The 15,911-nt window shown below is 32.9% G+C and carries 15 protein-coding genes and 1 other annotated feature; of the genes, 9 read left to right on the top strand and 6 right to left on the bottom strand.

What is annotated here, in order from left to right:
• Positions 1-5 precede the first annotated feature (5 nt).
• Positions 6-1,409 carry a CCA tRNA nucleotidyltransferase gene (locus THEWI_RS00630; RefSeq protein ID WP_014062041.1) on the top strand — a complete coding sequence of 468 codons (1,404 nt, stop codon included), beginning with the start codon at positions 6-8 and terminating at the stop codon, positions 1,407-1,409.
• A gap of 48 nt (positions 1,410-1,457) precedes the next feature.
• On the opposite strand, the gene dmpI is transcribed toward THEWI_RS00630, so the two are convergent.
• The gene (gene dmpI / locus THEWI_RS00635; protein ID WP_003868924.1) at positions 1,458-1,652 is read right to left on the bottom strand and encodes a 4-oxalocrotonate tautomerase DmpI; all 195 of its coding nucleotides are present in this window, start codon (positions 1,650-1,652) and stop codon (positions 1,458-1,460) included.
• 441 nt (positions 1,653-2,093) lie between these two features.
• Positions 2,094-2,325 (top strand) — a binding site (T-box leader).
• On the opposite strand from dmpI, the gene metG reads away from it, so the two are divergent.
• From metG to THEWI_RS00660, 5 genes are all read left to right on the top strand, one after another.
• Positions 2,324-4,270 (top strand): methionine--tRNA ligase, encoded by a 1,947-nt coding sequence (gene metG, locus THEWI_RS00640; RefSeq protein ID WP_074592786.1) that lies wholly within the window; start codon positions 2,324-2,326, stop codon positions 4,268-4,270. It overlaps the preceding feature by 2 nt.
• Before the next feature lie 12 nt (positions 4,271-4,282).
• Entirely contained in the window at positions 4,283-5,050 is a 768-nt protein-coding gene (locus tag THEWI_RS00645) for a TatD family hydrolase (protein ID WP_003868926.1), read from the top strand.
• A gap of 185 nt (positions 5,051-5,235) precedes the next feature.
• Positions 5,236-6,267, top strand: coding sequence for a ubiquitin-like domain-containing protein (locus tag THEWI_RS00650; RefSeq protein ID WP_014062042.1), 1,032 nt, complete (start codon positions 5,236-5,238; stop codon positions 6,265-6,267).
• Between the two features lie 36 nt (positions 6,268-6,303).
• A complete protein-coding gene (gene rsmA, locus THEWI_RS00655) occupies positions 6,304-7,125 on the top strand; it encodes a 16S rRNA (adenine(1518)-N(6)/adenine(1519)-N(6))-dimethyltransferase RsmA (RefSeq protein WP_014062043.1) in 822 nt (273 codons plus the stop codon).
• Between the two features lie 69 nt (positions 7,126-7,194).
• Positions 7,195-8,283: a hypothetical protein gene (locus tag THEWI_RS00660; protein WP_014062044.1), complete on the top strand. Its 1,089-nt coding sequence runs from the start codon at positions 7,195-7,197 to the stop codon at positions 8,281-8,283.
• Positions 8,284-8,322: 39 nt separating this feature from the next.
• On the opposite strand, the gene THEWI_RS00665 is transcribed toward THEWI_RS00660, so the two are convergent.
• The 4 genes from THEWI_RS00665 to sigI all read right to left on the bottom strand — a co-directional run bounded on the left by THEWI_RS00665 (position 8,323) and on the right by sigI (position 11,788).
• Positions 8,323-8,559 (bottom strand): HPr family phosphocarrier protein, encoded by a 237-nt coding sequence (locus tag THEWI_RS00665; RefSeq protein WP_003867338.1) that lies wholly within the window; start codon positions 8,557-8,559, stop codon positions 8,323-8,325.
• Between the two features lie 135 nt (positions 8,560-8,694).
• On the bottom strand, positions 8,695-9,963 hold the full coding sequence (locus THEWI_RS00670) for an S-layer homology domain-containing protein (RefSeq protein ID WP_003868930.1): 1,269 nt from the start codon (positions 9,961-9,963) through the stop codon (positions 8,695-8,697).
• Entirely contained in the window at positions 9,964-11,091 is a 1,128-nt protein-coding gene (locus tag THEWI_RS00675) for an anti-sigma-I factor RsgI family protein (protein WP_014062045.1), read from the bottom strand.
• A 40-nt stretch (positions 11,092-11,131) separates the two neighbouring features.
• Positions 11,132-11,788, bottom strand: a complete 657-nt coding sequence (gene sigI, locus THEWI_RS00680) for an RNA polymerase sigma factor SigI (protein WP_014062046.1) — start codon at positions 11,786-11,788, stop codon at positions 11,132-11,134.
• Positions 11,789-11,848: 60 nt separating this feature from the next.
• On the opposite strand from sigI, the gene THEWI_RS00685 reads away from it, so the two are divergent.
• Positions 11,849-12,961 (top strand): Mrp/NBP35 family ATP-binding protein, encoded by a 1,113-nt coding sequence (locus THEWI_RS00685; protein WP_014062047.1) that lies wholly within the window; start codon positions 11,849-11,851, stop codon positions 12,959-12,961.
• A 310-nt stretch (positions 12,962-13,271) separates the two neighbouring features.
• Here THEWI_RS00685 and THEWI_RS00690 read toward each other — a convergent pair whose 3' ends face one another.
• On the bottom strand, positions 13,272-13,628 hold the full coding sequence (locus tag THEWI_RS00690) for a NifB/NifX family molybdenum-iron cluster-binding protein (RefSeq protein ID WP_014062048.1): 357 nt from the start codon (positions 13,626-13,628) through the stop codon (positions 13,272-13,274).
• A gap of 149 nt (positions 13,629-13,777) precedes the next feature.
• Here THEWI_RS00690 and THEWI_RS00695 point away from each other — a divergent pair, with 149 nt between their 5' ends.
• Both THEWI_RS00695 and THEWI_RS00700 read left to right on the top strand, forming a co-directional pair.
• The gene (locus THEWI_RS00695; protein ID WP_014062049.1) at positions 13,778-14,296 is read left to right on the top strand and encodes a hypothetical protein; all 519 of its coding nucleotides are present in this window, start codon (positions 13,778-13,780) and stop codon (positions 14,294-14,296) included.
• On the top strand, positions 14,297-15,778 hold the full coding sequence (locus THEWI_RS00700; RefSeq protein ID WP_014062050.1) for an AAA family ATPase: 1,482 nt from the start codon (positions 14,297-14,299) through the stop codon (positions 15,776-15,778). It begins immediately after the preceding gene.
• The last annotated feature ends 133 nt before the right edge of the window (positions 15,779-15,911 follow it).

A 15,911-nucleotide genomic window follows, 5' to 3' on the forward strand; every position in this document is an offset into this window, starting at 1 on the left:
TTTTTGTGGCAACAATACCAAAATTAATAAGAAAATTAGGAAAAGAAGCATATAATTTGTATATTGTTGGGGGATACATAAGGGACAGGATTTTAAATAGAGAAGCTAAAGATTATGATTTTGTAGTTCAGGAAGATGCAGAGAAAATCGCCAAATTAGCGGCAGAAAAATTAGGGGGTACTTTTGTGCCTTTTATGGCGGAAAAAGGCACATATAGGGTTGCTGTAGGAGATGAAATATTAGATTTTACTAATTTAAGAGGTGAAGACATATACATAGATTTAGCTCATAGAGACTTTACAATGAATGCTATGGCTATAAAACTGACGGATTATTTTGAATTTGAATATATTATTGACCCTTTTGGTGGCATGATGGACATAAAAAACAGGAAAATAAAGCATGTGGGTGTGATGACCTTTAAAGAAGACCCTTTAAGGGCTTTGAGGGCCGTAAGATTTGCTGCGACTTACAAATTTGATATTGATGAGGGTACAAAGGCTAAAATAAGAGAAGAAGCGGCCTTAATAAAACAAGTAGCGCCAGAGAGAATAATGAATGAAATTTTTATAATATTAAAAGAAAAGAATTCTCACAAATATTTAAGAATGATGGAAGATTTAAAGCTTATGGAAAATATATTTGAAGAAGTTGCTAAAATGAAAGAAGTAGGAAAGTGCTATTATCACCTTACAAATGCTTGGATACATTCACTAAAAACTGTAGAAGAATACGAAAATATCATAAATTCTATGAGATTTCCCAAAGACGTATATGATATAGTTTCGGAGTATTTAGATAGAAAGCTTTCTTCTGACAACAAAGTAAAGGACATAATAAAACTTGGAGCTCTTTTTCACGATATAGGCAAACCAGAATCCATATACATTGATACTGAAAATAGAGTACATTTTTACAACCACGAGACAAAAGGAGCAGAAATCGTAAAAAAGATAGCATCAAGGATGAAAATGCCCAAAAAAGAGTCTTCTTTGCTAAAGAAGCTTGTCCTTTATCACATGAAGCCTTTAATGTACTATGTAAATGGCGGACCAACGAATAAATCTCTTTTTAGATTTTTTTCCGAACTTAAGGATGATTCAATAGCGATTCTACTTTTATCTCAGGCTGATTTTACTGCTACAAGGCTTAATTTAGGTAAAGAGGAAGAGATACCAAAGTTTACAGATTATATTACCAAGCTTTTAAAAAGATATGTAGAATTTAAAGAAACAGAAAAACCATTACTTTCGCCGCTGGATATAATAATAAATTTTGATGTAAAAGATGGGAAAAAATTAGGACAGATTTTATATGAAATAAGGAAAAATAGATTTTACGGAGAAATTCAAGATAAAGAAGATGCTGTAGAGTTTGTAAAAGAAAGAATGAAAATAGAGAAAATATAATTTAAAAAGAGATGCAAAAATTTTCGCTGCATCTCTTTTTTATAAGAGTTATTTTTTATGTAGTTCAGAGAGAGGGGTTCCTCCTACGCCTATATTGTCTGGATTATTTTCTTTTATAATCACTGAGAATGCATTTATAGGAATATTGAGTACTTGTGAAGCTGCTTTTGTAAGTTCAGAAATAAGTTTTGCTTTTGTTTCCTTACTTAAATTGTCAGGTCCTTCAATTGTTATAAAAGGCATTGCAATCCTTCCTTTCTATATTTTTTTGATGTTCTCGATATTTATTTTAACACTTTTTTGTGTAAGAAACCAAATTATAAGAAAAATTTATGATGACAATTACTAAAAATCAATTATATAATATTGTTAGCATTTTTGGGATAGAGAGGAAAATGAAAAAGCTTTTATTTTTGTATAATTGCTTTTTTCTTTTGGATTTTTTTGACCCTTACCTATTTCGATTAAAACATCAAAAGAATAGTTTTTACTTTTTGTAAAATATTTTACATCTGAAGCGGCTTCTATATCAAAAAGTTGTTCATTTTTTTGAGGTTTGATTTCATAAATGTGATATATTGCGACGAGTGTAATTGTAAAAGCTATACTAATGCAGAAAATATACTAAAAAGGTAGTTGACAATACTTTTTATAAAGGGTATATTAAAGAATAAATAGATATAGTAAAAGGCGATGAAGGAAAGAGTAAAAAGCTTGAACTTTCACAGAGAGTCGGGCGAGGTGCGAACCGATAAAGTTTGGGCTTTTGAAGATGGCTCCGGAGCCGTACTGCCGAAGGCTAGTAGGTTTTACCGGGAACTCCCGTTACAGGGTAGGAGTGTGTTAGCACTCTGTGAGGCATGCGTCGTGAGGCGCATGTGAAGAAGGGTGGTACCGCGACAATCTCGCCCCTTATGTGGAGGCGAGTTTTTTATTTACAAAAAAAGAGGAGGATGGATATGAAAAAGACTTTTTACATTACGACACCTATCTATTATCCCAGTGATAAATTACATATTGGTCATTCATATACTACAGTTGCTGCAGATGCGATGGCAAGGTTTAAAAGGCTTACCGGATATGATGTCAAGTTTTTGACCGGTACTGATGAACATGGGCAAAAAATTCAAAGAATAGCAAGAGAAAAAGGGATGTCTCCTAAAGAATATGTAGACGGGATAGTTGAATGGATAAAAGATTTATGGAAGACAATGGATATAAGTAATGACCAATTTATTCGCACAACCGATAAATATCATGAGGAAATAGTACAAAAAATATTCACGAAATTGTATGAAAAAGGAGATATATACAAAAGCGAATATGAGGGATGGTACTGTACTCCTTGTGAATCTTTCTGGACAGAAAGCCAGCTTGTAGATGGGAAATGCCCAGACTGTGGTAGACCAGTAGAAAGGGTAAAAGAAGAAGGGTATTTTTTTAAATTGTCTAAATATGGGGATAGGCTGTTACAATATTATGATGAACATCCTGATTTTATACAGCCTGAGTCAAGGCGTAATGAGATGATAAACTTTATAAAATCAGGTTTGGAGGATTTGTTTGTCTCAAGGAGTTCGTTTGACTGGGGTATAAAGGTACCTTTTGACCCAAGACATGTGATTTATGTTTGGATAGATGCTTTGTCAAATTACATAACTGCTTTAGGATATTCTACAGACCATGACGACGACTTTAAAAAATACTGGCCAGCAGATGTTCATTTGGTTGGAAAAGAGATAATGAGGTTTCACACAATAATATGGCCAGCAATGCTTATGGCTCTTGACTTGCCCCTTCCTAAAAAAGTGTTTGGACACGGTTGGCTTATACTGGAAGGAGGCAAGATGTCAAAATCTAAAGGCAATGTAGTAGACCCTAAAGAGCTGGTTAGGAAATATGGCGTGGATGCTGTAAGATATTTTCTTTTGAGAGAAGTGCCTTTTGGGGCGGATGGAGTGTTTTCTAATGAAGCTTTGATAAACAGAATAAATTCAGACCTTGCTAATGACCTTGGAAACTTGCTGAGTAGGACTGTTACAATGATTGAAAAATACTTTGAGGGCATTCTGCCAAAGCCTTCACAAAAAGAAGAAGTAGATGATGACCTTATAAATACTGCACAGAATCTACCTAAAACTGTTGAAGAGTACATGGATAAACTTCAGTTTTCCAACGCTTTAATTGAAATATGGAAATTAGTAAGACGAGCTAATAAGTACATTGATGAAACAATGCCTTGGATTTTAGCGAAAGATGAAAGCAAAAAGGAAAGATTGGGTACTGTTTTGTATAATTTAGCGGAAGCTTTGAGATTTATTGCAATACTTATATCTCCTTTTATGCCAAATACCCCGCAAAAAATGTTTGAACAATTAGGAATAGAAAAAGATTTGACGACTTGGGAGAGCTTAAAGTTTGGTTTGTTAAAAGAAGGTACAAAAGTAAAAAGAGGAGAAATTATTTTCCCGAGAATAGATGTAAATAAGGAACTGAGTGCTATAGAAGAAAAAGCAGAGGAGGAAGAGAAAAAGATAGATTATATCACTATTGAGGATTTTGCAAAAATTCAGCTTAGGGTTGCAGAGATTTTGGAAGCCGAAAAAGTGGAAGGCTCTGACAAGCTTATAAAGATGAAGCTTAAAGTGGGAGAGGAGACAAGGCAAATTGTAGGAGGAATTGCTCGTTATTACACTCCTGAAGAGCTTATAGGAAAGAAAATAATTATTGTATATAATCTGGAGCCAAAGAAACTAAAGGGTATTGAGTCTCAAGGAATGCTTTTAGCAGCATCTACCGAAGGAAAAATGTCTCTTCTTACAGTGGACAGGGATATAGAAAGTGGGGCAAAGATAAGCTAAGGAGTGATAAAATTGTTGGTAGATTCTCACGCTCATCTTGAAGATGAGAAATACGATAGAGATAGAGAAAAAGTTATTGAAGAATGTAAAAAAGACCTCACATTTTTAATAAATGTGGGGTCTAACCTCTTAACTTCTAAACAGTCTATTGAGCTAGCTCATAACTATGACTTTATATATGCTTCTGTTGGAATTCATCCCCATGATGCACAAAGGGAATTTGACAAAGTGGAAGAAATAGAGAGATTAGCTTTACAGGAAAAGGTTGTAGCAATAGGAGAAATAGGGTTAGATTATTATTACGACGACCCTCCCAAAGAGTTTCAAAAAGAGATTTTTATAAAACAAATAAGGCTTGCGAAAAAGCTAAATCTTCCAATAATAATACACGATAGGGATGCTCATGGAGATATACTAGATATATTAAAACAGGAATGGACAAAAGATTTAAGAGGGGTTTTTCACAGTTATTCGGGAAGTGTTGAAATGGCTTTTCAAGTAATTGAAATGAATTTTTACATTTCTTTAGGAGGGCCTGTGACATTTAAAAATGCAAAAAAACCTAAAGAAGTAGCAAAAGCTGTTCCCATTGAAAAACTTTTAATTGAGACAGATAGCCCTTATCTTACTCCTGAGCCTTATAGAGGAAAAAGGAATACACCGGTGTATGTGAAATTTGTAGCGAAAAAAATTGCAGAATTAAGAGAGATGCCTTATGAGGAGGTTTGTAGGATTACTGCTGAAAATGCTATAAAACTTTTTAACATCCCTCTCAAATAAAAGTTTTAAAAAACAACCTCCTGTTTTGAGGGGAGGTATCAAAAGTCAAAAAAATGCGTATAATATCATTGAGTTTGGTTTCCCCATAAATGAAAAATTGTGTATAAAAATTTGACAAATCAATTTAATTGGATTAAAATTACTTACGACTCCCCTAAATTAAATTTTTAACAGGAGGTTATGGGATGGATACAGACAAGTTTAGAAAGCGACTTGGTGAAATAGTTAAAAAACCAGTTGCTCTTCTAACGTTGGCTGCAGTATTCCTATTGATTGTCGGAGCTATAACATACGCAAGCTTAAAAAAGGAAATAACCCTTCAGGATGAAGATAAAAAAATGGTTGTTACAACATTTAAATCAACAGTTAAGGATTTGTTAGAAGAGAAAGGAATTAAGCTAAGAAAAGAAGATGTAGTAACGCCTTCTTTAGACACTGCTTTAAAAAATGGCATGAAGGTGACTATCAAAAGAGCAGTTCCTATCACTATCTGTGTGGGTGGAAAAGCAAAAGATATTTACACTACTGCATCTAATGTAAAAGAAGTATTTCAACAAAATAGTATAACTTTAGGACCACAAGACAAAGTGAATATGAGTTTAGATACGCCTGTGTTTAGGTACATGTACATCGACGTTACAAAAGTAACAGAAAAAATTGTTACTCAAGAAGTAGATATACCATATCAAACAGAGACAGTAAAGAATGACAATATGGAAAGAGGACAAGTAAGAGTAGTTCAACAAGGAGAAGTTGGGAAAAAACAAATTGTGATGAAAGTTACTTATGAAAACGGCAAAGAGGTAGCAAAAAATATAATAGAGGAAAAGATAATAAAAAATCCGATAAACCAAATTGTGCATGTTGGAACACTAGGAGTTTTTACTACTTCAAGAGGAGAGACTTTTAGGTATAGGGAAATTAGAACTATGGTTGCTACTGCTTATACTAATAGCGTAACAGATACCGGTAAAAAACCAGGAGATCCCAATTATGGGATAACTGCTACTGGTACGAAAGCTACAAGGGGAGTAATAGCTGTAGATCCAAGGGTTATACCTTTGGGCACACGACTTTACGTAGAAGGATATGGATTTGGAATTGCTGCAGATACAGGTGGAGCTATTAAAGGGGATAAAATTGATGTTTTTTTCCCGACTCTTGAGGAAACAATTAAATGGGGAAGAAGATACGTGAAAGTTTATATTTTAAAATAGACAGGGTTTCCCTGTCTTATTTTTTGAGGTGGAGCTATGAAAGTAAAAGGGGTTAATGTAAAGAAAAAATGGGGACAAAATTTCATATTTGACAAAAATATTTTAGCAAAAATTGTGACTGCTTCGGGAGTTGCTTCTGAAGATTTTGTACTAGAAATTGGAACAGGATTAGGGACTTTGACAGAAGAACTAGCTAAAATGGTTAAAAAGGTAATTTCTTTTGAAATTGACAGAGAGCTTTATGAAGCAACAAAAGAAAAACTTAACATTTATAACAATGTGATTATCATAAATGAAGATATAATGAAGGTAGATTTAAATAAAATAGCTAATGAATATTTTGAAGGGAAGCCTTTTAAAGTAGTTGCTAATCTTCCTTATTACATAACTTCTCCTATAATAATGATGCTTTTAGAGTGTAAATTTGTAAAAGAGATAACTGTGCTAGTGCAAAAAGAAGTTGCTGAAAGAATTTGTGCTCTGCCGGGTACTAAGGACTATGGGATACTTACAGTTTTTATAAATTTTAAAGCAAAGCCTAAGAAACTTTTTAATCTACCACCAAGTGTTTTTGTTCCTCCACCTAAGGTAGATTCTTCTTTGGTTAAATTAGAGATACTTGATAAATCTTTAGTTGAGGTAAAAGATGAAAGGTTATTTTCTAACGTGGTAAAAGCTGCTTTTGGACAAAGGAGAAAAGTATTGTCCAATGCTTTAAAAACTTTAGGACTTCCAAAAGAAATTATAGATAAAGCTTTTACTCTTTCAAACTTATCACCTCAAAGGAGAGGAGAAACTCTTAGTATAGAGGAGTTTGCTGCTTTGGCAAATGTTATTTATGATTTGACAAAGCAGTAATAATAATCCCCCTCTTTTCATAATATATATTGCAAAGTTATATTTAAGATAAATGAGGGGGAAGAATAAATGCCAATAAATATATATAAAAGGTTTTATATTGTCTTTAATCAAGAAGACAAGGGATGTTCTATTGAAGGAAAAGAAGTGACAGGTTATTTAAAAGTGGAGTTTAGAGGAAGCAGAGGAAGAATAACAGCGGCTTTGCAAAATCTTAATCCCACGTATTCCTATAATGTGAAATTGCTAAAAGGCGAGGGAGAAGTTGCTGTTGTAGATTTTGGAGCAATAAAAGTAGATGATAAAGGACGCGGTGGAGGAGAATGGACTTTTAATGTAGAGAATGTAAAAGATTCGGGAATTAGTTGGGAGGAATTTTCTGTAGCATTTATAGAAGCCCATGATGGCATAAAAACTTTAGTACCTTTGGCATCTGTTATAAACAAGAAAACTACAAACTGGAAGGCTGCTTATAAAAAATATCTGTTAAAGGTAAAACAAGAAGAAACATTAACAGAGAAGAGTGATAAGAATGATAGGGGAATTAAGCAGGAGGAAACTGAAACTGCGATACCCCAAGACTATGAAAGTGCGGAAGATGAAAATATTAAAAATGAATTTACTAAAAAAGATGAAACTTTACAAAATGTTTCGGAAGAGACTCAATTTGAAACCAATTTTTATATTTCTGCCCCTGAAGAAACTCCTAAGCCATTGATGTATTCTTCTGATACTCAACAACAGAAAACTTCTTTTAAGTTTGAGGAGGAAGTAGAGGAAGGATATATAAAATATTTAAGAGAGTATGTTAACAATATAGTGAGTTTTTTGGAGGAAGTTCAGCCTTTTGAAAAAAATTTTGAAGGTTATAGGTGGTGGAAAGTTAAAACGGGTTACGGGGAGGGAAGCTTTGACCATTATCTTGTGGGATTTGTAAATGATGAGAAGGGTGAATTAAAATACATTGTGTATGGAATGCCAGGATTTTTTACTCTTGCAGACCAGCCTTTTGGTGGTATGACAGGGTTTGTAGTTTGGAAGCCAGTTAAAGAAAATTTAAGAGGCGCGAGGGATGAGGGATATTGGATTTTGCATATTGATGCAAAGACAGGACAAATTGCTGTGCCTATAGAACCAACTCCACCGCCTTTGATATAAAAATAAAAGCGTAGTCTCTACGCTTTTATTTTTATACTATTATACTATGAATTCTTTTAAATCTTCTTCTAATTTTTTCAAGCTTTCTTCATCAGTTGTGTGAGGTATTACTGTAAGGACATTTTCTAAATTAAGGCTAAAAAGGCCCATTATTGATTTTGCGTCTATTACATAACGACCAGAAGTCACGTCTATGTCAAAAGGATATTTTGAAGTTTTTTCTACAAAATTTTTGACACTTTCAATTGTAGTTAATTTTACTTTTATTTCTTTCACGGATAATTCCCCCTTTTATGGATTTAACTTTATCGTATATGATTTGTGGACTTTTATCAATTAGCTTTTTTCACAAAAATTTTATGCTTATTTTAGTAATTGTTTTCAAAAGTAAAATCCCTCCAATGAGGGATTTTACTTAACATCTGAGGCTAAATCAATATCAACAGAAACATTTATATTTTTATCTGTTTTAACACTTATTTGTGTAATTTTACCATCGTAAGTAAAACTTTTTATGTCATATGGATAAGTTATAGCTTGTGTCACAATTGCATCGGGAGAAGGGTCTATATATTTTACTTCAACTTCTAATATGGTATCTTTTGACGTTTTTATTATTTGAGCCTTTTGTATATTTACGATATATCCACCTGTTCGCATCATACCGCGAGTTGCGATTACATAATATATTCCATTTTCTTCTACTAGTTTAACAGCAGGCTTATTTTTAATAGCTTCCACAGCTGATGATACTTTTTCAGGAGGATTTTTAACATCTTTAAGTTCTATAGGAATCACTTCCTCACTTTTATTGTTTAACACTTCCACAAATATTATATTATTTTTGAAATCTAATATTAATCTTATTTGATAGCCGGGCTTTAGATAATCTATTCCGACATACTCATTTTCGTTGTAAACTGGCACATTTTTTAATATATTGAAAGTCTTTAGTCCACCATTGACTTTTACAGTTATAGTATTGTTATCTATAGCATAAACAGTAGCAACGACATCACGGCCATTGAGGTTATTTTGTACCTTTTCGTCAAGCCTTTCCAATAAAACAGCCATTTCTACTCTTCTGACTGGATCGTTTGGCTTGAGCTTTTCTCCATCTCCTTTGATGAGGTTCTTTTCTACAGCTACGTACATATAACCTATAGCATCTTTAGGGATCTTATCCCAGTCTTTGTAGTTCAAAACTTTATTCATATTTTGCTGAGCTTGGTTTTCCAAGCCTAAAGCGCGAACTAAATATTTTGCTATTTCGTATCTTTTTGCCTTTTCATTTGGATTAAACCTTTTTAACTCGTCATAAGTTAATATGCCCTTTTGGTATGCCAGCGTAATAAAGCCTTTTCCCCAACTAAGTTTTGGGCCTTTGTACTCTTTAGGTAGCTCAGTTATTTTATTAGCTTGTTCTTCATAACCCATCGCCCGTAAAATCATTACTAATGCCTCTAAGTGAGTGACAGGCTTTGAAGGGTTAAATTTTTTATCTCCAACTCCTTTTATAAAACCTTTTGCATACATTTTTTCAATTGCTTTTACTGCCCATGTGAATTGTTGAATGTCGTCAAAAGAGTATTTTGGCTGCGGTTTTGCATATGCTGTCGTGGAAAACAATAGTAAAAAGATTAAAACTACTGAAATAAAAAAACGAGATTTTTTTAGCATTTAATCTTTCACCTCCCTCATTTTTTCATTATATTTTTCGCTATTTTTGTCATCTTTTTGGGCGTAGTTTTCAATTTCTTTTACATTTTTGTAAGGATTTTTATCAAAGCTTTTATCAAGACTTTTATCAGAATTATTCAATTCTTTATTATCAGAATTGGTTTTTACTTTATTTTCTTCTTTTTGATCAAAAACATTATTGGTGTTGCTTTTTTTTGATTCTGTATTTTCTGTGGCTCCGCTATCTTTCTGTGTAGGTTTATTATCAATATTCTCATCTTTTTTAGTTGATTTGTTTTGATTTTTTGCTTCTTCTTTTTTTACATTTTTTATAGTTTGAGTAGGTTCTTCTTTATAAAGGTCTTTTGTATTTATTTTAGCAGGTTTATCAGTGGTAATTTTAACTTTAGGAATATCTTTATCTTTAGAATCTTGAGAGGTAGTATTCATCTTTTTTTCATCCTGTTTTTCTTTTATTTTTGTATAAGCTTGTTTTAGTTCTTTAAAAAATTCGGGACTATTTAATTTATCTTTTGGTATGTTTATTCCTTCATTTTTAGCTTTTTCCCAGAGGATAAGCCTGCCAGGTGATGTTTTTTCTTTTTTAGCCTCTTCTCTTTGTACTTCATTGGATTTCAAAGTTTCTATTTGAATTTTAGCATTTGTTTTTTTTATGTCATTGATGGCTTTTTGTATATCTTCATTTATAACATGTGAATTTTTTATGTTAACGGTAGTTATTACTATGGTATCTTCTTCTTTCAAAAAACCAAGTTTTTGTGATTCTTTTACTGTTTGATTTATAAACGTTGTAATGTCAAGGCCTTTATAAGAGAGATTTTTTAAGATTTTTTTTCCATCTTCATTTAAAGGATTGGCACTTATTATTTTGGCGTTTTTATCTATTAAAACTTCAATACTTGGATTTATATCTATATACACATAGGCGTAAACTTCTGGTGATTTAAAATTAATAATAGTAAATATTAATGCGAGAAGAAGAGAAGCAGCTATTAAAATTTTAGCAGTATGCCTTAAAGCTAAAAAGTTTTCATTAAGTTCGATAGTTTCACCTATATCTACATTTTGCAAATTTTTCAAACACTTAAATTCCCCTTTTTCAGTCATTACATAAGTTTTATTTTTTCTTTTTGAACTACAACGGCCTTCATATTTTTGACACCTCACTTTCGGGGCTTATGTATTGTTTTAAAAGAGGCAAGTCTTCAGAAATGATTATTACTAGCGCTATTATGTATTTTCTGTGTTTTTCTATAGTCTTGCGGCTTACTTTTAAAATATTTACTAAATCTTTTATAGGAAGATTCTTTTTGCTTTTTAAATATTCCAGTAAGCCCCTATTTTCAAAAATTGTATAAGCAATTTTTGTAGCTATTTTTCTTGTGTCTGCGTGCTTGGGAGATTGTTTGACTAAATCATCTAAAGTTATGTTGTAAAGACTTAGCAAGTTTACAAAAGAAATCATTTCTAGTTTTCTATTTTCCGCTTCATAATCAGTGCTTTTTTCTACATATAGTTCTAAAGGAATAGTATTTTGCTGATTTTGCCGTAAAAAATCTATAAGTCGCCTTTTAATAAGCAAACTTGAAAAGCTTAAGAATGAGCCTTTTGTATCATCAAAGCTGTCTATGGCTTCGTTAAAAGCTATGAGTCCTATGCTTAATTCATCACTATTTTTTTCATCTATGTATTTGTTTGTAAATAAAGACAATTGCTTTATGATAAAGGGGGTATATTCCTCAATTAATTTTTCTCTCTCGGAGGGGTCTTTTTTAGCTGCGTATACTCTGTCGTTTATATCCAACTTAACCACCCCATTATATTATTCGAATGGGTTAATTTTTTTGAGGGTATTCTATTAATAATGATTATATATTATAATATAAATGTCAACAAAAAAATACCAATGGGAGGTATAGAGTTGCTTACACAAGAACAAGTATTAAACGCTCTAAGAAAGGTATATGACCCAGAAATAGGAAGAAGTATAGTTGACCTTGATATGGTGAGAAATATTCAAATTGAAGGGGATAAAGTTACAATTGACATAAACCTTACTGTGAAAGGTTGCCCTCTTCAAGATACTATTAAAAAAGATGCTATCGAGGAAGTATCCAAACTTGAAGGAGTTTCAGAAGTAATAGTAAATTTAGGTAGCATGACAGAAGAAGAAAGACAAAATTTAGCAAGAAAGCTTAGCGGTGGCAGAAAACCTATATTTGAAAATACGAGAGTAATAGTAGTAGGTAGTGGGAAAGGTGGAGTAGGCAAGTCCACTGTTGCAGTTAATTTAGCTGTAGCTCTTGCCAGATTAGGCTTTAAAGTAGGGCTTTTGGATGCGGATGTGTTGGGATTTAGTGTTCCAAGGCTTTTGGGGATTGTGGATGAAAGACCTTACGCATTGGATGAGCATACTATTTTGCCATTAGAAAGATTCGGGATAAAAGTGATTTCAATGGGTAATTTTACTGACGAAGATACACCTTTAATATGGAGAGGTCCACTTTTGTCAGGAGTTCTTGATCAGTTTTTCAATGATGTATATTGGGGAGAATTAGATTATTTAGTATTGGATCTACCTCCAGGAACAGGAGATATACCTCTTACAGTGATGCAAAAATTGCCTGAGTCAAAATTTGTGCTTGTGACAACTCCACAAGCTTCAGCATCTCACGTAGCGGGAAGAATTGGCTATATGGCTAAAAAAGTTAATTTAGAAGTTATAGGTATTGTGGAAAACATGTCATATTTTGAATGCCCTAACTGCCATCAAAGGTATAATATTTTTGGCGAAGGAGAAACAGAAAAATTGGCGCAAGATTTAGGAACGGAAATACTTGTAAAGATTCCAATGACGGTTAAAGTCAGAGAATTAAGCGATGTAGGTATACCACCTGCTCTTGATGATGGACCAGAGGGATTGCCCTATATTGAACTGGCGGAAAAAGTTGTGGAGAAAGTAAGGCCTATCAAATAAAAAGCCTCTTTGTAAGGCGCCAGACTGTAGACAAAACTTTTTATAAAGGAGGCATTTTGCATAGGCTAAGCGACTTGTTACAAAGCGGCAACTAAACTTAGCGAGACCGAGGAACGGAGGCAGGGCCGAAGCCAAGGAGGGCGGAGGCGGGCACCTTAAGGCATGGATTCCGAATGTGCCCGGAACCCTGCCGGAGTCCGAGGGGAAGCTTATGTTTAGTCGCTTTGTAACTCTGGAGCGAACAATGCAAAATGCCTCCTTCAAAGAAAATAACTTTGTCGACAAACTGAAGCCTCTTTGTGAGGCTTTTTTATTTGGCAAGTTCATCTTCAGGAATTGTATCAGTTAAATTTTCAACATATTTTGAGAGGTTTTGTATAACTTCTTCATAAGGCAAACTTTTCTCAAGACGTATAAATTTTAGCCCTTTTTGCTTTGCCTTTCCATAAGAAAGACTGCAAAAAGCTTCAGGCACAGTTATTACTACATCGGTTTTTTGGTCAAGGAGAAAATCTACAATAGCACTTCTTCTTCCTTCTTTTAGAAAGTATCCCGGATTATCGTACTTTTCAGTATTTTCTTTTTGTGTATCAAAAATAATTATATATGGCCCGTCGGGAAGTTTTTCAATATAGCCTTCTTTTGTTATTGTAGCAGCTATTCTCATACGAATTTGCCTCCTTCTTTAAAGTATAATTTAATTTAAAGTATAATTTAATTATATTCCTTCTAAATAGAAAAACAAAATTTTTAATATTGTACTCGATATATATTCTATGATATAATACAGTATATCATAGACAAGGAGTGAGAGTTTTGCTCAAGGGGATAAAATGGCAGATTGTTTTGATAACTTTTGTGGTAGTTTTTGGATTTTTATTTGCCAGCTTTCAATTGTATCAAAATAAAATTCTGCCCGATAAGATTTCAAGAGATGTAAGTACGGTTAAATTTGTTAAAACGGTAACAATTTCAACTGATACCAATGAATATATTATAAAGGTTAAATTAGGAAAAGTAGAAAATTTGATGGAAACTTATAAAGAAATAGAAAATAAGGTAAATAAATATCCTGTTAAAATAAATATTTTACTTATTGACAATCCTAATGAGAAGTTAAATAATGTTTATTATAACTCTCAGTTTTCAATTTACGAAGGCATACAAAAAGGCGATTATATGAAGATGTATGATACAATAAAAGAGATTTCAAGTAAAAATAATGTAATATCTTATGTATATATTGATAAGCAAAACATCTATTTAGATTTAAGAGATGGTTCTCATTATTTATATAAAATAATACCGCGTGAGGCTTACAAGGGGGAAAGCTAAATGGTTAAAGAAATTTTATTAGGGGTAGTTATTGCTTTTGGAATATTTGCAGCTTTTCTAAGTATAAATGTTACTCCTTTACTCTTTCTGGCAGGTGCTTTTTTGCTTTTTAATTATATTATGGAAAATAAAGGGTTAATACCAGGGAGCAAAAATATTATAAAACCCGAATCGGAAATATCCTTTGAAGATATTGGAGGACAAAATACTGCTATTTCTGAGTTAAAAGAAGCCTTGGATTTTGTAATAAATAGGGAGAAAATATCTAAAATGGGTATACGGCCTATCAAGGGCATATTACTGACAGGACCTCCTGGAACTGGTAAGACTTTATTAGCTAAAGCAGCTGCAAAATATACAAATTCCAGCTTTATAGCTACTTCAGGTAGTGAATTTATAGAAATGTATGCAGGAGTAGGTGCTCAAAGAGTTAGAAATCTTTTTGAAACAGCAAAAAATCTTGCTAGAAAAGAAGGCAAAAACAGTGCAATAATATTTATTGATGAAATTGACATATTAGGTGCTAAAAGAGGAACTAATGAAAGCCATCATGAATACGACCAAACCCTTAATCAATTGCTAGTGGAAATGGATGGGATTAAAAGCGATGGAGAAATAAATATTTTAGTAATTGCTGCAACAAACAGGCCAGATTTATTAGATCCTGCTCTTTTGCGACCTGGCAGATTTGACAGGCAAGTAGTTGTGGACTTGCCTGATAAAAGTGGAAGGCTGCAGATTTTAAAAATTCATACAAAGAATAAGCCTTTGGGGGAAGATGTTAATCTTGAAGAAATAGCTGAAGATACTTTTGGTTTTTCTGGAGCTCATTTAGAGAGCCTTTGCAATGAGGCAGCAATTCTTGCTATGCGAGATAATTCAGAAGTTATTTTACAAAAGCATTTTAAAGAGGCTGTAGATAAAGTTATATTGGGAGAAAAAAGTGATAGAAAACCTACAGAAGAAGAAATATTTAGAGTTTCTGTTCATGAATCGGGACATGCTATAATAAGCGAAACAGTAAATCCAGGTTCTGTTGCGACTGTGACAATTGTACCAAGAGGTAAAGCACTTGGATTTGTGAGGCAGACAGACAAAGAAGACATGCTCATTTATACAAAAGAACAGTTGGAAAAAGATATAATGGTGGCTTTAGGTGGTACAGTAGCTGAGCTTTTGGTTTTGGGCAATAGAAGTACTGGTTCTGCTAATGACTTTGAACAGGCGGTTGATATTGCAAAGAAGATGGTATACACTGGATTGTCCGATTTAGGGATAGTAAGTAAAGAAGATGTTCCTAAGGAAAAGGTCAATGAGGAAGTAAATAAAATTATTCAGGTCCAAGAAGGAAAAGTAAAAGAAATTTTAGAGGAAAAACTGGAAGTATTAAAAGCGATTGCAGATATTTTAAGAAAAGAAGAAACTATATCAGGAGAGAAACTAAGAGAACTGATAGGTGAAAAGGAAGTTGCTATAGCTTGATTTGTATAAAAGAAGCGTCTGATAAAAGGCGCTTCTTTTATATGATAAAAATAAAACGAATTATAAGAAAAAAATAAGAGTATTATGAATTCTAATAAGTGGAGATTTAAAAGACAGTTAAGAAAGGAAGAAG

Source organism: Thermoanaerobacter wiegelii Rt8.B1, from assembly GCF_000147695.2.
Classification (GTDB): domain Bacteria; phylum Bacillota; class Thermoanaerobacteria; order Thermoanaerobacterales; family Thermoanaerobacteraceae; genus Thermoanaerobacter; species Thermoanaerobacter ethanolicus.